The sequence below is a fragment of the Salinivirga sp. genome (assembly GCF_055145285.1).
Genome location: NZ_JBSRDC010000073.1, coordinates 106,099 through 128,598, shown reverse-complemented (window position 1 = coordinate 128,598; position 22,500 = coordinate 106,099). Strand labels below are relative to the sequence as shown.

Annotated in this window: 17 protein-coding genes; 13 read left to right on the top strand and 4 right to left on the bottom strand. The window is 40.1% G+C overall.

Annotated elements, in window-relative coordinates; all coding sequences use genetic code 11:
- Positions 1 to 587: 587 nt before the first annotated feature.
- Positions 588 to 2,654 (bottom strand): TonB-dependent receptor plug domain-containing protein, encoded by a 2,067-nt coding sequence (locus tag ACTB0Y_RS15735; RefSeq protein ID WP_463207788.1) that lies wholly within the window; start codon positions 2,652 to 2,654, stop codon positions 588 to 590.
- A gap of 143 nt (positions 2,655 to 2,797) precedes the next feature.
- Here ACTB0Y_RS15735 and ACTB0Y_RS15730 point away from each other — a divergent pair, with 143 nt between their 5' ends.
- Positions 2,798 to 3,763: an NAD(P)-dependent alcohol dehydrogenase gene (locus tag ACTB0Y_RS15730; RefSeq protein ID WP_463207787.1), complete on the top strand. Its 966-nt coding sequence runs from the start codon at positions 2,798 to 2,800 to the stop codon at positions 3,761 to 3,763.
- Between the two features lie 2 nt (positions 3,764 to 3,765).
- Entirely contained in the window at positions 3,766 to 3,993 is a 228-nt protein-coding gene (locus ACTB0Y_RS15725) for a DUF3820 family protein (RefSeq protein WP_463207786.1), read from the top strand.
- On the opposite strand, the gene ACTB0Y_RS15720 is transcribed toward ACTB0Y_RS15725, so the two are convergent.
- A complete protein-coding gene (locus tag ACTB0Y_RS15720; RefSeq protein ID WP_463207785.1) occupies positions 3,994 to 4,473 on the bottom strand; it encodes an SRPBCC family protein in 480 nt (159 codons plus the stop codon). It abuts the gene before it with no gap.
- A 743-nt stretch (positions 4,474 to 5,216) separates the two neighbouring features.
- On the opposite strand from ACTB0Y_RS15720, the gene ACTB0Y_RS15715 reads away from it, so the two are divergent.
- From ACTB0Y_RS15715 to ACTB0Y_RS15685, 7 genes are read left to right on the top strand one after another with little or no spacing between them, the layout of a single operon-like run.
- Positions 5,217 to 5,825, top strand: coding sequence for a V-type ATP synthase subunit E family protein (locus ACTB0Y_RS15715; protein WP_463207784.1), 609 nt, complete (start codon positions 5,217 to 5,219; stop codon positions 5,823 to 5,825).
- Positions 5,826 to 5,830: 5 nt separating this feature from the next.
- On the top strand, positions 5,831 to 6,694 hold the full coding sequence (locus tag ACTB0Y_RS15710) for a DUF2764 family protein (RefSeq protein WP_463207783.1): 864 nt from the start codon (positions 5,831 to 5,833) through the stop codon (positions 6,692 to 6,694).
- Positions 6,678 to 8,459 (top strand): V-type ATP synthase subunit A, encoded by a 1,782-nt coding sequence (locus tag ACTB0Y_RS15705; protein ID WP_463207782.1) that lies wholly within the window; start codon positions 6,678 to 6,680, stop codon positions 8,457 to 8,459. The genes ACTB0Y_RS15710 and ACTB0Y_RS15705 overlap by 17 nt, the downstream gene beginning before the upstream one ends.
- A 29-nt stretch (positions 8,460 to 8,488) precedes the next feature.
- Positions 8,489 to 9,811, top strand: a complete 1,323-nt coding sequence (locus tag ACTB0Y_RS15700) for a V-type ATP synthase subunit B (protein ID WP_463207781.1) — start codon at positions 8,489 to 8,491, stop codon at positions 9,809 to 9,811.
- A gap of 57 nt (positions 9,812 to 9,868) precedes the next feature.
- Complete coding sequence (locus tag ACTB0Y_RS15695; protein ID WP_463207780.1) at positions 9,869 to 10,471, top strand: V-type ATP synthase subunit D; 603 nt, start codon at positions 9,869 to 9,871, stop codon at positions 10,469 to 10,471.
- Positions 10,468 to 12,294 carry a V-type ATP synthase subunit I gene (locus ACTB0Y_RS15690; RefSeq protein ID WP_463207779.1) on the top strand — a complete coding sequence of 609 codons (1,827 nt, stop codon included), beginning with the start codon at positions 10,468 to 10,470 and terminating at the stop codon, positions 12,292 to 12,294. Before ACTB0Y_RS15695 ends, ACTB0Y_RS15690 begins: the two co-directional genes overlap by 4 nt.
- 25 nt (positions 12,295 to 12,319) lie before the next feature.
- Complete coding sequence (locus ACTB0Y_RS15685) at positions 12,320 to 12,772, top strand: V-type ATP synthase subunit K (protein ID WP_463207778.1); 453 nt, start codon at positions 12,320 to 12,322, stop codon at positions 12,770 to 12,772.
- Positions 12,773 to 13,155: 383 nt separating this feature from the next.
- Here the strand turns inward: ACTB0Y_RS15685 and ACTB0Y_RS15680 are convergent, their stop codons facing one another.
- Positions 13,156 to 17,556: a translocation/assembly module TamB domain-containing protein gene (locus tag ACTB0Y_RS15680; RefSeq protein ID WP_463207790.1), complete on the bottom strand. Its 4,401-nt coding sequence runs from the start codon at positions 17,554 to 17,556 to the stop codon at positions 13,156 to 13,158.
- Between the two features lie 168 nt (positions 17,557 to 17,724).
- Here ACTB0Y_RS15680 and tsaD point away from each other — a divergent pair, with 168 nt between their 5' ends.
- On the top strand, positions 17,725 to 18,747 hold the full coding sequence (tsaD, locus tag ACTB0Y_RS15675) for a tRNA (adenosine(37)-N6)-threonylcarbamoyltransferase complex transferase subunit TsaD (RefSeq protein WP_463207789.1): 1,023 nt from the start codon (positions 17,725 to 17,727) through the stop codon (positions 18,745 to 18,747).
- 284 nt (positions 18,748 to 19,031) lie between these two features.
- Positions 19,032 to 19,748: a porin family protein gene (locus ACTB0Y_RS15670; RefSeq protein ID WP_463207777.1), complete on the top strand. Its 717-nt coding sequence runs from the start codon at positions 19,032 to 19,034 to the stop codon at positions 19,746 to 19,748.
- A gap of 59 nt (positions 19,749 to 19,807) precedes the next feature.
- Here ACTB0Y_RS15670 and ACTB0Y_RS15665 read toward each other — a convergent pair whose 3' ends face one another.
- Positions 19,808 to 20,422: an outer membrane protein gene (locus ACTB0Y_RS15665; protein WP_463207776.1), complete on the bottom strand. Its 615-nt coding sequence runs from the start codon at positions 20,420 to 20,422 to the stop codon at positions 19,808 to 19,810.
- Positions 20,423 to 20,663: 241 nt separating this feature from the next.
- Between ACTB0Y_RS15665 and ACTB0Y_RS15660 the strand changes: the two genes are divergently transcribed.
- Both ACTB0Y_RS15660 and ACTB0Y_RS15655 read left to right on the top strand, forming a co-directional pair.
- On the top strand, positions 20,664 to 21,494 hold the full coding sequence (locus tag ACTB0Y_RS15660) for a head GIN domain-containing protein (protein WP_463207775.1): 831 nt from the start codon (positions 20,664 to 20,666) through the stop codon (positions 21,492 to 21,494).
- A 107-nt stretch (positions 21,495 to 21,601) separates the two neighbouring features.
- Entirely contained in the window at positions 21,602 to 22,429 is an 828-nt protein-coding gene (locus tag ACTB0Y_RS15655; RefSeq protein WP_463207774.1) for a head GIN domain-containing protein, read from the top strand.
- Positions 22,430 to 22,500: the final 71 nt, after the last annotated feature.

Sequence of the window (22,500 nt, the reverse complement as noted above, 5' to 3'; positions counted from 1 at the left end):
CGCCATGAACCGGTTAAATCTTGTTTGTAAGTTATGTGTATGTACCTTGCAATTATTGCTGTATGTGTAAGGATCATGTCATGGCTCGGTTCTTAACGCATTTTTCTTCATGCGGCTAGCTGGCAACCTTTTTACTGCTGATCGAACATGAGACCCAAAGCGGGTTGGCCAGACCAAATTGGCGGGCCAGTGTCGGAGTGAATGTTCAATGAATATAAATGGTATAAAAGAGGCTTGTCCAGTTTTTATTTACCATTTAATTCATTGAACAGAGCGGGGTGAAGCGTAATTTGGTCTTGATTTCCGCCAATTGTCGGACAGGTTTTGATCCTTTTCATCAAGGAAAAGGATAAAAGAAATCAATCATCAGAGAAATGCCTGTATTTATGTAACACAGTCTAATTATATTGAACGAAATAGAACGAGACACCCAAAATAGAAAGATATAAAAGTTAAGTTACTAATAATCAATATCTATTTTACCATATGTCGTTTTCATGCACAAAACAGGAGGATTGACATGGTATAAAATAATAATATAGAAAAGGAAATCCCGATAGTGGCTATGCTGCTACCGGGATTTCTTTTTAGTAGTTTATTTTAAAGTTTGCGCCCATTATTATCCAACGGCCGGGCTGTGGAATATTGGCTATATCAAAATAGTTTTTATTCAGTAGGTTTGAAATACTGCTGTAAAACTGCCATTGATTGTGCTTGTATGATACTTTTAAGTTTACAAGCCAGAAGGGTTTAAAAGGTATAGCTGCGTTGTAATTACCATTTTCATAAGCTTTGTAAGTGCCATTCCTGTCCTGGTAACGGATACCCCAACTTGCGCTGAACTTTTTGTATAACCTATGTTTAAGTCTTATGGTAATCTTATGTTTGAGGTTATCTGCCACATATTTTGTTTTAACTTGCCGGGCAGAGGCATTAACGTCAGTATAGGCATAGTTAATTTCAAAAAATGAAGCCGGGCTTGCTGTCCATAGTTTTTTCAGATACAATTTTGCAGCTAAATCAACTCCCGTGGTTGTTGTATTTGTCAGGTTTTGAGTTTGCCATGGGTCACCTGCTTGTGCCTCAATAGATTTGACCCATTCAATGGTATTATTGCCCTTACGTAAATAGAGCGCCCCCTGAAAACTCAAAACAGTATTGACATATTTTGCACCTGCTTCAATTGTTGCCGACTCCTCAGGTTTTAAATCCGGGTTTCCAATGTTGGTGGGCCCCGAATAATATAAATCAGTGAATGTGGGCAAACGCAAGGCTTCATTGTAAGATGCAAACAGCCTAAAATGGCGGAAAAGCTCATAACTGATTTCAACACCGGGGTATGTGCGCATTCTGTTTAAAATGTTGTAGTAGGAGGTCATGACACCGGCTGCGAGATGCATTTTTTCCAGGTCCAGCGTGTAGGTGATTTGTCCACCGGTATGAAAGCGTTCGTCCTGGTGGTTAAATTCAGCATTTTCACCGGGAACAGGTTTGCTTCCAGCCATGGGCTTACCCAGAACATTGCTATATATATGGGCGTAACGCACATTGAAGTTTGCGGCAATATCGCCATACCGGGTTTGAAATAAAACAGGTATTTGCCCTCCTGCTACATCAGTCATGTGGTAATTGTGTGTAGTATACCATTCCGGTGCTGTGTCGCGGAAAAGTTCAAATCTGTCATGATGTTTTCGGTAATAAATGACTGGCTTCAGCTGGATGTTTTCTTTTTTCAGGCTGTAACGCAGGCTGCTGAAAAAGGTTTTTGTGGCTTCAAACTGCTCAGGGTATGCCGGAGTGTAGAAACTGTTCGCTCCGAAAGCCTTTGTGTTGTACCCTGATTGTATGGATAGTTTATTTGCTTTATGTTTCCACTTACCATGATAAAACAAACTTGAAGTACTAAAATCTGTATTATTTACTTTTTTTTGAGGCAGGTAACCATCACTTTTTTTATGACCCGCTGAGAAAAAGTGTGTTGTTTTGCCGGCTTTGTAATTAATACTGGTATTTTGTTCTAAATAATGATACTGCCCCGCTTTGGCTTCCAGTTCTATTGTATTTTTGGTCCTGGTGTTGGTAATAATATTGATGGCCCCGTTATAGGCATTTACGCCAAAAATTCTGGATGCAGGTCCTTCTAAAATTTCAATTCTGTCGATACTGTTGAGGCTGAGAGGAAGGTTAAGGTTGTGGTGGCCGGTTTGGGGGTCCGTGATGTTTACCCCGTTAAGCAATACCAGGGTTTGGTCGAAAGTGCCGCCCCGCATAGCCACATCTGCCTGAATGCCATGCTGGCCGCGTTGCTTGATATCTAAACTCACTGCATATTCAAGCAGTTCATTCAGGTCATTTACCGGTGCAGCCGATATCTCTTTTTGATTAATTACTGTAACTATTCTCGCCATTTTTGAGAAAGCTACAGGTTCCTGTTCACCACTTACAATCACTTCATCGAGCTCATAAATTTGCTCATTAACTGCAGAGTCAATCTGGGCACTGGCTGTTTTTGTCTCAAAAGTAAGCGAACTGGCCATCACCATTGTGGCAATAGCAATTTGCTTTCCCTGGGTTTGAAACACTCCGTACCCCTTACGACTCCAGTTTTTGAAGTAAATTGTTTTGGGTGATTTTGCGAATAATTTTTGTTCCATTTTTAAGTGTTTTGGTGAGCGGCAAAAATACAACAAATACCTGTTTCCGCGGGGTGGAATTGAGTTGAAAGAAATATTTATTCAGGAGTTTTTAAACATCCAGTTCAGTTTATGATTAGTTTTGCAGAAGAAAACCATTTACTATGAACAATATACCGGAAAAAGCAAAATTCGCCCTAATTAATAATTTTGGAGGACCAGAAGTATTTGTAATTGTGGAGTCTGCCTTACCTTCAATTAAACCCAGCCAGTTACTTATTAAGGTCCACGCTGTTTCTGTTAATCCAATTGACTGGAAGCAGCGCAAAGGCAACCACAAATTTCTACTGGGTGCTCCATTTCCAATTACACTCGGTTATGATGTGGCCGGAACAGTAATGGCTTGTGGTGAAAAAACAAAGCAGTTTGCTCCTAACGATGAGGTGCTTGGAGTGTTGGATAATAAATACGGAGGTGCTTATGGTGAGTATGTGCAAGGTTCAGAAAAATGTTTTGTAAAAAGACCGAAAGAACTTGATAAAGAGCAGGCAGCCGCTATGCCTATGGTAGCAATGACCAGTTTACAAGCTTTGCGCGATAAAGCCAATCTGAAACCCGGTGAAACTTTACTGGTAAATGGTGCCAGTGGAGGTGTGGGTCATGTGGCCGTGCAAATTGGGAAAATATTGGGCGCTCATGTAATTGGTGTGAGTAGCGGCAAGAATGAAGCGTTTGTAAAAAGTCTGGGTGTAGATAAATTCATTGATTATAAAGGAACAAACCTGCTCGAGCTGCCAGACAAAGTTGATGTATTCTTTGACGCTGCCGGAATATATGCTTTTCCAAAAGTCAGGCACTTGCTCAATCACGGTGGCCGATATGTCAACACTTTGCCCCGGCCCAGCATTTTATGGCACAAAGCTCTTCAGCTTTTTACAAAGGGTAAAAAAGCGAAAACCCTGTTGATGAAACATAAACCGCAGGACTTACAGCAAATAGTAGAATGGTATATGCAAGGTGAGTTGAAAGTACATATTGATAAACAATTTGACCTTGAACATATTCAAAAGGCCCACGAATATGCACAAAAAGGACATAGCCTGGGTAAAAACATCATTCTAACAGCATAAACATGCAAAAACATTTTCTTGAAGAGCTTGTACGTACAAAAATGCCATTTGGTAAGTATAAAGGCTGGTATCTTTATCAAATTCCCGAACCCTACCTTGTGTGGTTTCACCAAAAAGGATTTCCTGAAGGCAAACTTGGAATGATGCTGCAAACCATGTATGAGATAAAACTCAACGGACTGGAGTATTTATTGAAGCCCATAATAAAGGGCTACGGTTACACAAGATAGCTATTGGTTAAACATTTCAGCCAGCACTTTCTCCCGGTGCCGAAAGATTTTCTGTAGTTGTGGTTTTACAATAAAAGGATGCGTTATTGCACCTAAAAAGCCAAAAGGTAACTTGTAACTAATGCGATCTTTCATGAGCACCCCGTTTTCGTGTTCAATGATTCGATGCTCGTGATGCCACATTTTATAAGGACCAAACCTTTGCTCATCAACAAAATATTCCTTTTGACGAACATGGGTTATTTCCGTAATCCAATTTGACCGAATACCCGGGAAAGGTGTGACTTTATACGTAATTATTTGTCCGGCATACATGGGTTCATCACCTTCGGAAGTTATGGTAAAATTCATTTCCGGCGGGGTGATTTTTTCAAGATTTCCGGGGTCAGAAAGTAACTCCCATGCTTGTTCCAAACTTGTATTAAGTATTTGCAAAGCCTCCAAAGAATATATACCTGAATGTTTGCTGAATTTTATCATTTTGTTTAATGGTTTTGTTTAAATGTTAAACAAAACGATTGATTTAAAGTTCTTCTTTGCAGAAATATTTTACTATAAACAGAATCTGGTTTTTCGCTTCTATCGAGAGAGAAAAATATACCCTGTTCGTCAGTAATTCGTGTAATTTCCCGACTTTTTATACGTGCAGATTAGAAATAATCTAAATAAAAATTCGGGATAATTTATCTAAAAATATAAATAACAAAATAGGTGAATTTTTTTATTAGTAAGGAATTGGTATATTCACCCCCTCGTGCATTATTTCGAATCATCTGAAATGCTTTAGAGTTATGAACCGAGCCATGACAAAAATTTAGACACACACTCGCATGATTATAGCGAAACTAAAACACCATGTGGCGGGCATTTGATTCATCATGGCGAGCTCCCCCGCCTTCTGCGGGGCAGGCTATCCGATAGCTATCGGATGACAAATAAAAATTAATTTTAAACGGATGAAACCTCCATGACAAGACTTTTAACACACACGACCATGATTATTCAAAGAAATACAAGTAAAATGCTGAGAATCGGTCGAAGGAGGTTCCATCCGACAACTAAAATCAAAATTATAAACGGATGAAAACAGCTGTTTTAAAACATTATAAGCGGGAAATTATTTTGGCAGAATAATATTCGCCTCATGAAGAATTACTATATTTGCTTCGATTTTTTAATATAATTGACACATAGGATATTGTTTGTATTTAAACATGTAAATTATGACCACTAAACTGCAAGACCTCACCGATAAAGTTTATAACGAAGGTGTCCAAAAAGCTAACGAAGAAGCGGAGGCAATCCTGAAAGAAGCCAAAGAAAAGGCAGCAGCTATAGAAAAAAAGGCCAAAGAAGATGCCGAAAAAGCAAAAGCAGATGCCCAAAAAGAAGCTGAGGAGACCAAAAAGCACATGGAGTCAGAAATGAAAATGGCCATAGACCAGGCAGTAGCAGCATTAAAGCAAGATGTTGCAAATCTCGTTACTATGCAAGCCATTCAGCCAACGGCAAAAGAGCTGTTTTCTGATAAAAAATATCTTGGAGGCCTTATTCAAAAAGTAGTAGAGGGATGGGTCAATAAGAAAGAAGGCGATATCAGTGTAATCTTGCCTGAAGCTGATAAAAAAGAGTTAGAAACCTATTTTAAAAATGAGTTGGCCAATCAATTGAATAAAGAGGTGCAAATAAGTTTTTCAAATGAGGTAAAAGCTGGTTTTAAAATCGGACCTTCAGATGGAAGTTATGTGATAAGTTTTACAGAACAAGATTTCAACAATTTCTTTCAAACTTATTTGCGTCCTAAAACCAGGAAGTTACTATTTGAAGATTAATCATTATGTCTACAAATTACTACTACCTTATATCCGGTTTGCCTGAACTTAGTCCGGACGACAGGAAAATCAGTTTCACCAGTGTTACGCTAAGAGAACAACTCATAAAGAATCTTACTACAAACGATTTTGAGTTAGTTCAACTCTTCTATTTGCCTTTTGACCACAATAATATACTGGATACATTTTTTGGTGAACAGGAAAAGTGGGATGATCGGGGAAATTACACCAAAGAAGCAATCAATCAAATTACCGACAAAAAACAATTTGATACCATCAGACTCGATGAGTATCCGGGTTATTTTCAGGACTTTTTGCAGCAAATGCACAGCGACGAGGCACCTGTAGACGTCGTAACAGCATCCAGAATATTGTCTGCAAAATATTATGAGTTTTTGGAAACTTCCGACAATGAGTTTGTTGTGAAAATGGCAAATTATCAAAGAAATGTATCCAACATAATTACCGCCCTCAATGGTCGGAAATTTGAAATTGCCATTGAAGATAACTTAATTGGCAACGATGAGGTTGTAGAGGCGCTTCGCAAAAGTCAGGCAGGTGATTTTGGGCTGTCATCAAGCATTGATTATGTAGATGATATTATACAAATATTCGAAATAGATAATATCACAGAGCGCGAGCGCCGGCTTGATATGCATAAATGGAAATATCTCGAAGATCTTACCTTTTTCAATTATTTTACCGTGGAAAAAGTAATTGCCTTTTTGCAGAAGTTATTCATCGTAGAACGCTGGTACGAACTCGATGAAGAAAAAGGTAAAGAAATGTTCGAAAAAATATTTGACGAAATAAAATCAGAATTTAAATTTCCCGAAGAATATACATTAACCTATGGAAAGAAAAGATAAAACAACCGGAACTGTAGCTGGCATAATAGCCAACCTGGTTATTGTAGAGGTCAATGGGCCGGTGGGCCAAAATGAAATTTGCTTTATCAAACACCGCGAAGAAACCCTTATGGCGGAGGTAATCAAAGTAAATGGTATAAAGGCATTTGTCCAGGTTTTTGAGAGCACAAGGGGCATAAGGCCCGGGAGTAAAGTAGAATTTGAAGGACACATGCTCGAAGTAACACTGGGCCCCGGAATACTTTCCCGCAACTACGATGGGTTGCAGAACGACCTCGATAAAATGGACGGCGTATTCCTAAAAAGGGGAGACTATACGGACCCGTTGAACCGCGAAAAAGAGTGGGACTTTAAGCCGCTGGCAAAAAAAGGCGATGAGGTCAAAGCCGGCGACTGGCTCGGCGAAGTTACCGAGAACGGAATGCCACACAAGATCATGGTGCCATTTAAACTGAATGGAACCTACACTGTGAAATCGGTGGTAGATAAAGGCAACTACAAGGTCGATGACCAAATTGCCACCATAGAAACCAAAGATGGAGAAGAAATTTCTGTCAATATGGTTCAAAAGTGGCCCGTAAAAATGCCCATCAAAGCATTTTCCGAAAAACCAAGACCTTTCAAACTATTGGAAACCGGGGTACGCTGTATAGATACATTAAACCCGATTACAGAAGGTGGTACAGGATTTATTCCCGGGCCTTTTGGAACAGGAAAAACCGTACTGCAGCACGCTATTTCCAAACAAGCCAAAGCTGATATTGTAGTTATTGCAGCTTGCGGAGAGCGCGCCAATGAGGTCGTGGAAATTTTTAAAGAGTTTCCCGAACTCGACGACCCGCGTACCGGACGAAAACTAATTGAACGTACAACAATTATTGCCAATACCTCTAACATGCCGGTTGCAGCACGCGAAGCTTCCGTTTATACCGCCATGACCCTCAGCGAATATTATCGCTCAATGGGACTCGGAGTGTTAATGATGGCCGACTCCACATCACGCTGGGCACAGGCACTCAGGGAAATGTCCAACCGACTCGAAGAACTTCCCGGACCCGATGCATTCCCAATGGACCTTTCGGCCGTTATTTCCAACTTTTATGCAAGAGCAGGTTACGTGTACCTTAACAATAAAGAACACGGGTCTATTACTTTTATAGGTACTGTTTCCCCCGCTGGTGGTAACCTGAAAGAGCCTGTTACAGAAAGTACACGTAAAGCAGCACGCTGCTTTTACGGACTTGAACAAGCACGAGCCGACAGTAAGCGTTACCCCGCCATTGACCCAATCGATAGCTATTCCAAATACCTGGAATACGACGAAGTGAAAAAAACACTGGAGGAAACAATGGGAGATGATTGGTACAGCGAAGTTATAAGAACCAAAGATATATTGCTGGGCGGAAAAGAAGCTATGGAACAAATCAACATCCTGGGTGATGATGGTGTGCCAATCGAGTTTCATATGCGTTTTTGGCGATCAGAACTTATCGATTTTGTTATTCTTCAGCAAGATGCATTTGATGATATTGATTGTTCCACTCCATTGGAACGCCAAAAATACATGCTTGAAAAAGTGCTTAATGTGGTAGATACTGAATTTGCTTTTTCAAACTTCGAAGAGGTATCCGACTTTTTCAAACGTATGATAAACCAGTTCAAACAGATGAACTATTCTGATTTTAAGTCAGACAAGTTTAAAACGCACGAAAAAGAACTGGCTGACATCATCAACGAACGTAAAAAAGAGGCTGTAGAAAATTAAAAAAACATCAGAATTAAAGATAATTGACCATGGAAAGCCAAGCATTTCAAAAAATATACACCAAACTCACCAATATCACCAAGGCCACGGTATCGCTAAATGCCCAGGACGTTGGGTACGACGAAATGGCCATTGTTGATGGACGAATGGCTCAGGTTGTGAAAATTATTGGTGATGAGGTTGTGCTGCAGATTTTTTCGGGTACCGAAGGTATTCCAACCAATGCAGAAGTTACTTTTCTCGGAAAATCACCCGAGATTATGGTTAGTGAGCAGCTTGCCGGCCGTTTTTTCAACGCCTATGGTGACCCAATCGACGGTGGCCCAAAGGTTGAAGGTGAAACCCGTGAAATTGGCGGCCCTTCAGTAAACCCCGTTCGAAGAGAACAGCCATCAGACCTTATTGCAACCGGTATAGCAGGAATCGACCTGAATAACAGTCTTGTGTCAGGTCAGAAAATTCCGTTCTTTGCCGACCCTGACCAACCCTACAACCAGGTTATGGCCAGTGTGGCACTCCGTGCTAAAGCTGATAAAATTATCCTTGGCGGAATGGGACTCACCAACGATGATTACCTGTACTTTAAAAATGTATTCGACAATGCCGGTGCGCTCGACCGTATCGTGAGCTTTGTAAATACCACCGATAATCCACCGGTAGAAAGGCTGCTCGTTCCTGATATGGCGCTTACTACTGCAGAATATTTTGCCGTAGATAAAAATGAAAGTGTACTCGTACTCCTTACCGATATGACACTTTTTGCCGATGCACTGAGCATTGTATCGAACCGTATGGACCAGATTCCTTCTAAAGATAGTATGCCCGGATCATTGTATTCCGATTTGGCAAGGATATATGAAAAAGCAGTACAGTTTCCAACGGGCGGCTCCATAACCATTGTAGCTGTTACAACCCTCTCCGGTGGCGATATTACACACGCTATTCCCGATAATACCGGTTACATTACGGAAGGACAGTTGTTCTTGCGCCGCGATACCGATATCGGTAAAGTAATTGTAGATCCGTTCCGCTCACTATCAAGGCTTAAGCAGCTTGTAATTGGTAAGCAAACCCGCGAAGACCACCCGCAAGTGATGAACGCGGCCATCAGGCTTTATGCCGATGCAGCCAGCGCTCGCACCAAGCTCGAAAATGGATTTGATCTTACTGATTACGATGAGCGTACACTCGAATTTGCCAAAGAATATTCAGATCAACTGTTGGCAATTGATGTAAATGTTGATATAGACAAAATGCTCGACATTGCCTGGGAACTATTGGCCAAATATTTCAAACGTACCGAAGTTGGTATCAAGAAAGAAATGGCAGATAAATATTGGAAAGGCGAATAAGCAAGCCGTTAGTATTGCTGTTTTTTTACATTTAATTAATAAAAAAGAAAAGAACACGTGGCTATAAAATTTCAATATAATAAAACATCACAGCAGAAGCTCAAAAAGCAACTTTCCATTCGCGAGCGGGCGCTGCCTACGCTGAAAAACAAAGAATCGGCCTTACGTGTAGAAGTTAAAAAGGCCAAGAAAAAGGCAGAAGAGCTTGATGAACAAGTAACTGAAAAGCGCCGCGAACTCGAGGATATGATGCGTTTGTGGAGTGAGTTTGACCCTTCACTTGTGCGTATAAAAGACGTGAAGCTATCTTCAAAAAAGATTGCAGGTGTGTTGACACCGATTTTGGAAAACATAGAATTTGAAGTGCATGACTACAATATGTTCAAAGCACCGGGATGGTTTCCCGATGGTATAGATATTTTGAAACAAATTACCAAAATAGCCACTGAGCAAGAGGTATTTGTGCGAAAAATGGAATTGCTTGATTATGCCCGGAAAAAAACAACACAAAAGGTAAACCTTTACGAAAAAGTGCAAATACCGGGTTATCAGGATGCCATAAGAAAAATTAAACGTTTCCTCGAGGACGAAGAGAATCTGTCTAAAGCTGCTCAAAAAATTGTTAAAAACAGACAACAGAAAATGGAGGTGCAATCATGATCGTTCCAATGTATCATTATTCATTCCTGGTTTTTCATGCCGATTATGACGATTTTGTGAAAAGCCTCAAGGAGATTGGGGTTGCCCACATGGCAGAGCATAAAAAGGAACCTACGCCCGAAATTGAAGCACAGTATCGCTTAATCACCGAGCTTGGGCAAAGAATAAAGCAGCTTGAGCGCAGAGCCTCAGACCTGAAAATTTCTGGTAATGATTATAAAGATGAAGATGGCAAAGCCCTTTACAAGCAAATCATTACTCTTGATCAGGAGATTGAACAGCTAAACCAGGAAAAGACAGCACTCGAAAAACAATACAAACAAATTGAGCCGTGGGGTTATTTTAAAATTGAAAATATTGAAAAACTCGAACAGGCTGGTTTGCATGTACGCTTTCTAATTTGCCCCATAAAAAAATATAAACCCGAATGGGAAGAAGAGCACCCTCTGAGCGTTATTTCAGATTATAAAGGTTTTCAACATTTTGTGGCTATCGACGAAACAACCGATAAAGATTATCCCTCATTGTTGCCTAAAACCGATGAAGTTGGCAAGCCAGGTGGAGAGTTGGAAGAAATTGAAAGAAAATTAGAGGAGAACAGGGCAAAGCAGGAGGAGATAAAGAAAAAGCTTAATCTTATTGCCGTAAACGGAATTGATGCGCTGAAAAAATACAAAGCAGAGCTGGAAGATAAACTTTCAGAAGTAAAAGTAAGATTTCAGACAAGTGATGAGGCCGAAGGTAAAGTAAAATACCTGGAAGCGTGGATTCCAAAAACAAACACAGATGAAGCTGATAAATGGCTTGAGGGACAAGATGCTTATTTTTTGAAAAAAGAGGCAAAAGAGGAGGACAAACCGCCCATCTTGCTTAAAAATAACCGTTACAGCCGATTATTCGAACCGGTGGCTAAACTGTTTTCACTGCCTAAGTACGGAGAATTGGATTTAACGCCGTTTTTTGCCCCGTTTTTCATGATGTTTTTCGGTTTTTGCCTTGGCGATGCCGGTTACGGAATCATCATGTTAATTGCAACCGCCATTTATAAAAGAAAAGTTAAGCCAGATATGAAACCATTGCTATCACTTGTGCAATGGTTAGGTTTTGCAACAGTTTTGTTTGGCATACTAACCGGAACCGTATTCGGTGTAAACCTGAATAGTGCCCATATTCCTTTTCTATCGGATGTGCGGGAAATGTTTTTGGATGAGCAGCAAATGTTCAACCTGGCATTGATTTTTGGCCTTATCCAAATTTTGTTTGGAATGATTTTAAAAGCCATCAACCAAATCAGGCAAAAAGGATTTCTATATTCTGTATCTACATGGGGCTGGTTCATATTGATTGTATCTTCAGGTATCTTTTACCTGCTCGATGAAAAATCACCTGACCAGGAACTTATGTGGAGCATACCTCACCTGATTATTTTGGGTATTGCCGGTTTGGGGATTTTTGTTTTCAACGATCCGAAACGCAATATTTTTATGAATGTTGGTGTAGGATTGTGGGATACATACAATATGGTTACCGGTGTAATTGGCGATTTGCTTTCTTACATCAGATTGTTTGCCCTGGGACTTTCAAGTGCAATACTCGGACTTGTTTTTAATCAGTTAGCTTTTGACCTGAGTCCCGATCTCATTATTGTCAAACAACTGGTTATATTAATCATATTGGTGATTGGCCACTCCATTAACATATTTATGTCAGGACTGGGCGCTTTTGTGCACCCATTGCGATTAACTTTTGTGGAATTTTACAAAAATGCCGGTTTTGCCGGTGGCGGAAAAGAATATAAACCATTTAAGAAAGTACAATATTAATTTATAACCTTAAAAATTTTAACAAATGACACCAATTATTTTAGCTTATATCGGCATTGGCCTTATGATTGCACTCGCCGGAATCGGAAGTGCTTACGGAGTATCTTTTGGTGGAAACGCTTCGATAGGGGCAATGAAAAAAAACAGTGAAGCATTCGGTAACTATGTAGTTTTGAGTGCTCTTCCCGGAACGCAGGGTCTTTACGGATTTATGGGATATTTCATTATTTCAGGGACCGGCGTGCTTACCGAATCCATTACATGGGTACAGGCCTCTGCTATTTTTGGAGCAGGTATGGCATTGGGATTTGTTGGCTTGCTGTCCGGAATTCGTCAGGGCCAGGTTTGTGCCAACGGTATTGAAGGTATTGGATCAGGTCACGAAGTATTTGGTAGCACCCTTATTTTGGCGGTGTTCCCCGAGCTTTATGCGATTTTGGCTTTTGCTGCTACATTTATCATTAGTGGTACATTGTAAAAATACCGACAACAATATAAAAGGGTTTCGCATTGTGCGGAGCCCTTTTTTATTATGTAGAGGTTTCGTAAAACGGGCTAAAGCCCGGCGAACGTCCAAAGACCACATTGATCAATGGAATCAATAGCCCCGGCATTCATGCCGGGATTTTGGAATTTTGTACAGAAACGGTTTTAGCCACAGTTTACATTTCGCCAATGAAAAATGTATTTCGATGATTGATTTTCCGTGGCAGCAGAAAATTACTGATGCCAACCATTGCTACTGGTATGTCAGCCCTATGGAGTTTTTCCGAAATGATGCCCGGGCCATCAAATGTTTATAGAATCGCAATGTAAACGGAATCGATTTCAGCGAAATTGCACGCATTTTTTCAGCAGAGCTTAATTCGTTTTAGTTGAATCTGCTTTTTCTTTTAGCTTTTCGCCAAACAGCCTACGCCATAGCTCACCAAAAGTATTGAACTCTTCTTTGTAAAAAATACCTACTCCCTGGGTAGACTCAGCCTCGACGTATATGTCTTCATTGGATTTGGCATAGGCTTTTACGCGGAGTTTTCCGGTGCGGTTAAGTTTTACATCTACCTGGAAGTCGCCTGCTATATTAGATGTATTTTGGGTTTCATCTGTGGCATTGACTTGCTGCCCACCCAAACCTACATTTGATTGGACTGTTACCCGGTTATTGAGCAATTGGGTAGATACAGCCACCTCATATTCCTGTGACTCTACTTCATCGCCTGGTGTATAGTTGAATCCTATATCAACAGAACTTGATATTTGCGATAGCCAGTTGCTTACCTGGTTGGAGAGTAATTCGCTTGCATTGCTTTCCATACCGAAGTCGTCGGTTTTGGCAGCGGTTTGGGCTCCGGGTAGTGGCAAGAAACGGTTCATTACCAGCAGTGAAAGCACTTGTTTGTTGAGGTCTTCTTGTGGTAGGTTGTTGAGCTGTTCCTGTGTTTCTTTTGCTGAAGGCGGGAGGTCCAGGCTAAAACCTATCTGTGGAGATTCCAGGCCTCCGGTCATTAAAAGATGTGTTTCTACCGGCACTACCAGATCCTGATGGTCGGGGTTAAATGTAAGGTCGTATACCGAAGCACGGCGAACTCTGTAAATGGCATCAATGTCGACTATAGCATCTTCCGGATCGCCTGCCCATGTGAGACTACTGCCTTTGGCTATGGTCAGGTGTTTTTGGAATACATCCTGCAGCGTAAACAAATAGTCCCCTTTTTCGATGCTGTATTCACCATAAATGCTTAAGTCGCCTGATTTATTCATTGTAACATTCATGTCAGCAGAACCACGGCTTTTAATGATGTCGCCTATTTTACTGTCGAAAATTATTTGCACCTCTGCTGCAGGAGTGATGCTGAGATTCATGTTGATGCTTATGGCATCATTTGTAGTTTCTTCTTTTGGTTCTATGGAGCTTGCTTGCCCCAATGTGGTATCTTTGTAGGCGAATTTTATAAAATCGTACTCCGAAACTTCTTCACTGCTTTCAAGCGGGATGAAAAATTTGGTGTTTTCTTCTGTTTTCATTGAAATATCTATTTCGAGATCTTCCAGTGAACCGTCCAGATTTGACTCGCCTGAAGCGAAAACAGTTCCAAAAAACGTTTCGTTATCTTCACGCCGGGTATTTAAAAACATCAGGTTGCGTGAATTAAAACTGAGATCGACAGCTATATCTTTGAAATTATTGTGGGTGATTTTTCCATCCAGGTGGCCGTAATTATCATATTGATCTGTAATGCGGAGTTCGTTGAAATATATTGCATCAGGCGCTATATCGAACCAGTCTGTAATTTCGTACCGTGTTTGCGTATAGTCGAGCGTAAAGGCAGTGCGATCAAAAATCACCACACCTTGAATATCAGGTTTGTCTATTGTTCCTTTCAATATTATTTCAGCCGTTGTTAGTCCCTCCAGGTCATGCAGTAGACCCTCCAGATAAGGTTCCAGAATATTCAGGTTAAAGCGGTCTACAAACAGCCTGAAGTTCATTTTGGAAGTGGCCGGGTCAAAATCACCGATAACATTTAGCACCTCAGTTTGCATAATTGTAGATAGCCATTCAAGGTGAATCATTTCCAGGAATGGATCCCATTCTGTTGATATTTTCGTGTCTCCTATCAGCTGTTCATTTATGGTTAGTTTTTTTAAGTCGATTTTGGATCCGATAAATGGATTAGAATATATTTGCGAGACTTTTAAATCTGCATTGAGCACACCTTCGAGTTTCAGGTTCATGCTTTTGGTAAACATATTTAATGGTGATATATTAATGTTGTTGGCATTTACCTGCAGTGTGTCTGCATTTTTTTCAGATATGGTGCCCTGTAACTTCAGGTATTGGAAACCATTTTCAATGGTAAAGTTTTCAAAGCTGTACGATGTTGAGTCTACGTCAATCTGACTTTTACTGATGCTCCAAAGTGTATCGGCAATAATAATGTATGAGGGATCCAGGTTTATTGTGAAATCTTCAAATGCAATACTGTCACTGGACTCATAGTAAATACCTGTGTTGATATTGCCACTGTATATGGCCGAGTCTACTTGAGCATTGTTATCCCAGTTTACATTCAAATCAATAGAATCCGGTTTTAGAATCGTATTGAGTTTGAGATTGCTCAATGCATAATTGCCGGCATAATTAAACGCTTCAGTTGCAATGGTTGCATGAATTCTGTTCGGGGCATTGAATGATCTTACTTTAAATTTATTAAGTTTCATGCCTGCAACTTCCACACGTTCGCTTGCGCCCTCAACAAGTAAAAGATTTTCATTTTGATTAAACTTCCCTGTAAACCGGGTATTATTGCTGATGGATATATTAGGCACGAATAATTGTATCAACGGTTGTATGTTGATCATATCGACCTGTAAATTAAAGTTAGTGTTTGTGCTTATTACTTCTGTGGTATCCCAGGCAAAACGTGGTGCATATTCACTAACCAACTGACTGATTGCAGGAGAAAGTTCGGTTAAGTTATAGTGGCCGTCTAATCCAATATTTAAGAAATCGGACTTGATTTCAATGTTTTTCTCATAAGATTGTTGGTCGGCTTTAATAGCTAACTCGTTAAAATCTATGCTGTTGCGATTTCTTTCAAAATTTAACCCTAATATATTCACACTTCCGGATATGTTATTGGGGTCGTTGCCTGTAATATTGGCCATAACGTCACAGCTCAACCTTGAAACGCTGTCCTGATCGAGGTTCAGAGCTATGAAATCGATATTATGAATATTGAGCAGAAAACGGTGATTGGGCATTTGTGTGCTGTATTCAAAATGGCCTGTAAAATTCACATCCAGCGCTTTGTCGTCTACAGTTATGTCGCCATCAAAAGCCTTTTCGGTGAGCTGCCCGTTTATGTTTATATTATTTATTCGATATTGGTTAAAATCAAAGTATTCTATATTGCCATTAACTTCAGCATCGAAGCCACCCCCGGCATAAAAGGTTCCGTTTATGCGGGAAGTAAGAGAAGTTTTTCCCAGGGTACTGTAATCTCCGGTGAGTTGGTCTATGGCAACTTGTTTGGCCGAAAAGGTTCCTTTGATTTTGGTGGTTTTATCTTCCAGCTGTTTGTAGGCCAGGTTGGCATATATGTTTCCTACGCTGGTCGATATGGTGCCGTCTGTAATCAGGTCTGTTGCAAAACCACTGATATTGCCCTTGAATCCGAATTTTGATATTTGTTCCGGTACAGGTACTTCTCCTTTATCGTCCACCAGCATGGGTAGTAAACTCAGGTCGTTTCGATATCCTTTGAGTTCATGTATGTTGACATATAAAAATGTGTTTTCAATATCTGGCAGCCCGTTTATGGAAAAGCTTGTGCGTAAAAATGTGGAATCTGTTAGTGCAATCTGTAAATTTTTACCCTTGAGGCGACTTACCGGACCTGATAATTTACCTTTGAGTTTCAGCTGAATGCCCATATCCCTGAATTCGGGCACAAACCAACCAATATCGCGACTTCTGATGTACGATTCGGTGATATTACTCTCTATACTTACCTCGTTAAGGAAATCACTCATTTGTTCAAATTCCTTAAAGGCAAGCTTTTGATATTTTGCTTTAATAAAGGTACTGTCGATTCTGAGTAAATAGTTTTTAAATCTGATGCCCAAAGTATCCATCTCGTAACGACCCGAGAGTGTATCAATCTCCAGTCCGCTTTGCTCCCTGAACGACAAGTAATTAATGTCCATTGAAATATCGGCATTTACCAGCTTGAAGTTTTCTGCATTGAGCCGTATATCCTGAAAAAGCATATCCTCGTAATTTACGCCATAGGGTTGCTCTGTGGGTTGATAAGTTTTAAAACGGAATCGTGTTTTGTTCAGGTTTAAATGAGCAATGTTTAGCTGAAATGAGCTCGATGAGGTGTCTTTTTCTGTGGTATCTGCTATAAGACCGGCCAGGAAATAATTGAGATTTAGCTCGCCTGTGCTGTCCTGTTTAAAATATATTTTGGCGGAGTCAATGGTGACTTCATCCAGCCATATATTAAGGTTTTTTATATTTATCCAGCTAATATTTGTTTTTAGGCGATGCACATAAAACAGGGTATCTTCATTCTGGTCACCAACAAAAACCTGGTGGAGTTCCAGATTGGTAAAAGGTTTGTAATATACTTTTGCGACTTCAACCTTTGAGTTGGTCATTTCAGACAACTGGTTGGCAGCCAGTTTTGAGACATAGGTTTGCAGGTCGCTGCTCAAAAGGGCCATATAAAGCCAAAAAGGGAGCGTGAGTACGATTAATAAAACCCAAAGACCTATGTATCTTCTTTTTTTAATAATTTTGTCGATTTAATTGGCAAATTTATAAATGAAACAGCAATTTGAGCTATTCGTTGTCAATATAAATAAAAAGAGGTGTGAAAAGGTGATTTTTTGATGGAAAATTTTGGAAACGTAACGCATTATATGAGCAAAATCAGAATTTTGGGTATAGAATCGTCATGTGACGATACGAGTGCCGCAGTTATAGAAGATGGGGTAATAAAATCTAATATTGTATCCTCCCAGGCTGTACATGAGAAATACGGTGGAGTAGTGCCGGAGTTGGCCAGCCGGGCTCACCAGCAGCATATTGTTCCGGTGGTTGATGCTGCCATAAAAGATGCAGGGATGCAACCGGAAGATATCTCGGCCATTGCATTTACCCGTGGCCCCGGACTTTTAGGTTCTTTGCTGGTAGGAACCTCCTTTGCCAAAGGCTTTGCCTTATCACTGAATATACCAATGATTGAGGTCAATCACCTGCAGGCACATGTGCTGGCTCATTTTATTAAAGATGGTGCGGATGATAACAATCAACCGCAGTTTCCCTTTCTTTGTTTGCTGGTATCGGGCGGCCACAGTCAGCTCGTACTTGTGCATGATTACCTGAACATGGAAATTATCGGTACAACCATAGACGATGCTGCCGGAGAAGCTTTTGATAAATGTGCCAAGATTATGGATTTGGGCTATCCCGGCGGACCTGTTATCGACAAGTTGGCAAAGCAGGGAAATGCCAATGCTTTCAAATTTAATAAACCTAAAATCGATAATCTGGATTACAGTTTCAGTGGGCTCAAAACTTCCTTTCTTTATTTTCTGCGAGACCGTATGAAAGAGAACCCTGAATTTATTAATCAAAACAAGGCAGACCTTGCTGCTTCTATACAGTGCACTATAATTGAAATATTAATGGAAAAGTTCCATAAAGCTGTAAAGCAAACCGGAGTAAAAGAGATTGCCGTTGCCGGGGGGGTGAGCGCCAATAGTGGTTTGCGTAGCGCACTTGAAGATTATGCGCAAAAAGAGCAACTTGGTTTGTTTGTCCCAAAATTCAGTTATACTACCGATAACGCTGCCATGATCGCAATAACAGGCTATTACAAATACCATAAAAAGCTGTTTGCAGCACATGATATTACGCCACAAGCCAGAATGAGCTTTTAAGCACAATGTTATTTAAAAGTTAAAAAACGGGGATTACCCTTAAATCTTGTTTTTTGTAAAAAAGTAATTATTAACTTGACCCCTGAAAAATAAAAGTACTAGTTCAAAAATTTATTTTAGGTGGCTGAAAACTTTATAGTAAAATATTATTGAGTAATCAATTTTAGGAATACTGGAGTTAGCAGCCATTTATTTTTTATGGGAGGCATCAGAAAATCCGGAAACAGAGTATGAGGTGAAAGCCGAAAAACCTAAGAGTAGGCAGAAAAACAAACTAATTCATTATGAAAAAATTATCATTACTTTTTGCAATCGTGTTGGCCTTTACAATGGCTTCACAAGCACAAATCAAACTTGGCCTTAAAGCAGGTTTAAACGGGAATAATATAGGACAGAATTATTCCGGAGACATGGAAGAAACTGAAACAAAATTTAGAGCAGGTTTCCATGTTGGTGCAACAATAGATTATAGTTTAATGGAAACATTCAGTATTCAAACTGGCCTGATGTACACCAGTAAGGGATTTAGCATTGATATTGAGGAAGAATATGGTGGAGATGGTGTAGATGCAGAAGGGTATGACCGTTATTCATTTAATTATCTTGAAATACCTATCCATGCAGCTTATAAGTTTGGTGGATTCCAGGTTTATGCCGGACCTTATGTTGCTTTTGGTATTGCAGGTAAAAACAAATGGGATGTGACAGTATCAGCAGCGGGTGTTGAGGAAACATATAGTGATGAAACTAGCTATAAGCCTTTCTACGGCGAAGTTGGAGAAGGTGATTTAGGCGAAGATGAAGATGCATTCAGAGGTTTGGACTATGGTTTGAATTTTGGAGTTGGTTATGAGGTGGGTCCGATTTTAATTAATGCTGGTTATTCTCTTGGTTTAGGCAACCTTAATCCTGATTTTGAGGGTTCTGCAGTTGATGCGAGCGATTATAAATGGTCAAATAGGGTGTTATCATTATCAGCGAGCTATTACTTTATGCAGTAAGCGTAATTTGAGATAAATATTGAGGCTGTCCATACTTAACGGACAGCCTCATTTTTTATTTACAGGGTATATTTAATACCCAATGCTACTGTTGAGAGGTTGATGTTGAGCCCAAATTCATTGTATTTTTCTACGGTTTCGGGGTCTCCGTTGTTATTAACACTCGAGAACATATAGCCCAGGTAACCGGCCCGCAGTTCGAGTTTTAATTTTTCAGAAATTGCATAACGCAACCCGGGAGTTACTCCTAAGCTAAAATCAGTATAAGTGTTGCCATCATTTGTAGTGTTCCCCACAGTTACCTTGTCGGTTCCCCTGGCAAATCCAACTCCGCCTTCTCCAAAAAACTCAATGTTTTCGCTCAATGGGAAATACATACGTGCATATGGTGCTATGCGAAACATAAATAGTGATGTTTCAGTATCATTGGCGTCATCTTTTGTTTTGTTGAAACTGAAGCCTATTTGGCCTCCAATTGAAAAATTTTCTGCCAGCATGTATTCAACATCTGGCATCAAACTGATATTGGTATTCGAAGGGCCCTCGACGGTTGTCCCATCTGTAGTGGATTTTGAGTTGCTAGATGAAAACCCAACTGACCCACCTACATGGATTTGGGCGTTGGCACCGAAATAGAATACAATTGCGAAAATTAATAAGATACTTTTTTTCATAGTTTGAAATTTTAGTTTATTAATACCCTGCAATATTACGAAATATTTGGTTAACCATAACAATCACGAAGTTTTTGTTACAGTAGGTGTTTCTAAATCAGGGGCTACTGTTTATCGAAATAGATAGATTTATTAAATGCCTGGAGCGTAAATACAGTTTTTATAAAAATAACCTGCAGCTGCAACGTTTTATTTAATTCTTCGTCATAGGGTTGAATATTAATCTTTAAAACCAATAAAAATGAAACGTATTGCTTTTATTCTTGCATTTGCCGCCATAGCCATAACAGCAGTGGCAGGTATCAAATCAACCATTAAAGGAAACCAGAAGGTCACCACAGAAGAACGTACGGTAGATAATTTTGATGCTGTCTACGTATCGGATGGTATCGATCTTTATCTTACACAGGGTAATTCCAATAGCCTGAAACTCGAGGCCGATGAGAACCTGATGAAACATATCAAAACGGAAGTGGAAAATGGTACTTTGAAAATTTATTCAGAAGAAACCATTCGTGATGCCAAATCGCTCAAGGCGCATCTTACTTTTAAGGCACTGAAAAAAATACGCGGATCTGCCGGAGCTGATATTTACACAGAAAACACATTAAAAACTGATGAGATGCATGTAAACATGTCGTCGGGTAGTGATTTAAAAATGACATTGGAATCACCCGCGGCAAACTTCGATATGAGTTCAGGGTCTGATGCAATCGTAAAATTTGCCGGTAAAGAATTGACCATCAATGCCTCAAGTGGCAGCGATTTTGAAATTGAAGCCGACGAACTCGATGAGTTGGTAGTTGATATGTCAAGTGGTTCAGATGTTAAATTACACGGCTCAGCAGCATCGCTTAAGGTGAATGCTTCGAGCGGTAGCGATCTTGATGCATTCGACTTTGTTGCTGTAAATGCCTTGATTAATACCAGTAGTGCCTGCAATGCGAATATTACGATGGCCGGAGGTGATCTTACCGTTAATGCTTCGAGCGCAAGTAGCGTAAGATACAAAGGCAAAGTAAAAAACAGCCGCGTTAATGCTTCCAGCCTGGCAACCGTAAAGGCGTATTAAAAGAGATATGTGTGAAGCAAGGCTTCGGCCTTGCTCTTTATAAAAATAAATATTTTCCCTTGCGCTTAAAATTTTCTTAAATTTGATTGTACTAAAAAACAGAGATTATGAGAAACTTATTCGTACTTCTTATGACAGTGGCCCTGCTTACGCAAGGTTGTGAATTCATGCCCAATGGTATTAAAGGCAATGGGAAAGTAACCAGCAAAGAAATAAAAACAGGTGATTTTAACCGCATAGATGTGCGCAAAGGATTTGATCTTTACCTTACAAAAGGAGCGACTACCGGGGTTAAAATCGAGGCTGATGAAAACATTATGCCCCATATCCAGGTAAAGGTTGAAGGTGAAACACTGATTATTACAAGCCGGAAAAATATTTGGAGGTCGAGAGCACTTAAAGCTTACGTTACTTATACAGCCCTTCAGGCTATTGAGGCATCGGGTGGATCAGATGTGTACAGTAAAAATAAAGTAAAATCGAAATCCTTCGAATTGAACTTGTCCGGAGGAAGCGATGCTGAAATCGATATTGAAAGCGAACGTTTTAACGCAGACCTGAGCGGCGGCTCTGACCTTGAACTTGAATACGTGGGACAGAATTTCAACCTTAACTCTTCCGGGGGAAGCGATGCTGAATTGACGCTTAGAAAAGTAATTAACAGCGTGGTTAATTCATCAGGAGGTGCTGATGTGAGCGTTATAGGTGAATCAGATAATTTAACGCTGAGCGCTTCGGGCGGAAGCGATTTTAACGCCAGGGGTTTTACAGTATCTTTTGCAAATATTACAGCCAGTGGTGCGGCAGATGTACGAATAAATGTCACTCGCGAAATTAGTGTTTCGGCCAGTGGAGCTTCGTCTGTAAATTTCGATGGAGGTGCTACAATTATTAAGAAAAATGTCGGAACAGCATCAAGTTTACGGGGTAATTAGTCGAACACATAATTTGAATAAGTTTTAAATAAAAAGTCCGGGTAGGAGTGAATCCTATCCGGACTTTTCAT

Coding starts and splice junctions, on each gene's coding strand:
- ACTB0Y_RS15690 (WP_463207779.1), top strand. CDS start 10,468: ATGATCGTTCCAATGTATCATTATTCATTCCTGGTTTTTCATGCCGAT.
- ACTB0Y_RS15710 (WP_463207783.1), top strand. CDS start 5,831: ATGTCTACAAATTACTACTACCTTATATCCGGTTTGCCTGAACTTAGT.
- ACTB0Y_RS15735 (WP_463207788.1), bottom strand. CDS start 2,654: ATGGAACAAAAATTATTCGCAAAATCACCCAAAACAATTTACTTCAAA.
- ACTB0Y_RS15655 (WP_463207774.1), top strand. CDS start 21,602: ATGAGAAACTTATTCGTACTTCTTATGACAGTGGCCCTGCTTACGCAA.
- ACTB0Y_RS15705 (WP_463207782.1), top strand. CDS start 6,678: ATGGAAAGAAAAGATAAAACAACCGGAACTGTAGCTGGCATAATAGCC.
- ACTB0Y_RS15670 (WP_463207777.1), top strand. CDS start 19,032: ATGAAAAAATTATCATTACTTTTTGCAATCGTGTTGGCCTTTACAATG.
- ACTB0Y_RS15725 (WP_463207786.1), top strand. CDS start 3,766: ATGCAAAAACATTTTCTTGAAGAGCTTGTACGTACAAAAATGCCATTT.
- ACTB0Y_RS15730 (WP_463207787.1), top strand. CDS start 2,798: ATGAACAATATACCGGAAAAAGCAAAATTCGCCCTAATTAATAATTTT.
- ACTB0Y_RS15715 (WP_463207784.1), top strand. CDS start 5,217: ATGACCACTAAACTGCAAGACCTCACCGATAAAGTTTATAACGAAGGT.
- ACTB0Y_RS15720 (WP_463207785.1), bottom strand. CDS start 4,473: ATGATAAAATTCAGCAAACATTCAGGTATATATTCTTTGGAGGCTTTG.
- ACTB0Y_RS15700 (WP_463207781.1), top strand. CDS start 8,489: ATGGAAAGCCAAGCATTTCAAAAAATATACACCAAACTCACCAATATC.
- ACTB0Y_RS15665 (WP_463207776.1), bottom strand. CDS start 20,422: ATGAAAAAAAGTATCTTATTAATTTTCGCAATTGTATTCTATTTCGGT.
- ACTB0Y_RS15660 (WP_463207775.1), top strand. CDS start 20,664: ATGAAACGTATTGCTTTTATTCTTGCATTTGCCGCCATAGCCATAACA.
- ACTB0Y_RS15685 (WP_463207778.1), top strand. CDS start 12,320: ATGACACCAATTATTTTAGCTTATATCGGCATTGGCCTTATGATTGCA.
- tsaD (WP_463207789.1), top strand. CDS start 17,725: ATGAGCAAAATCAGAATTTTGGGTATAGAATCGTCATGTGACGATACG.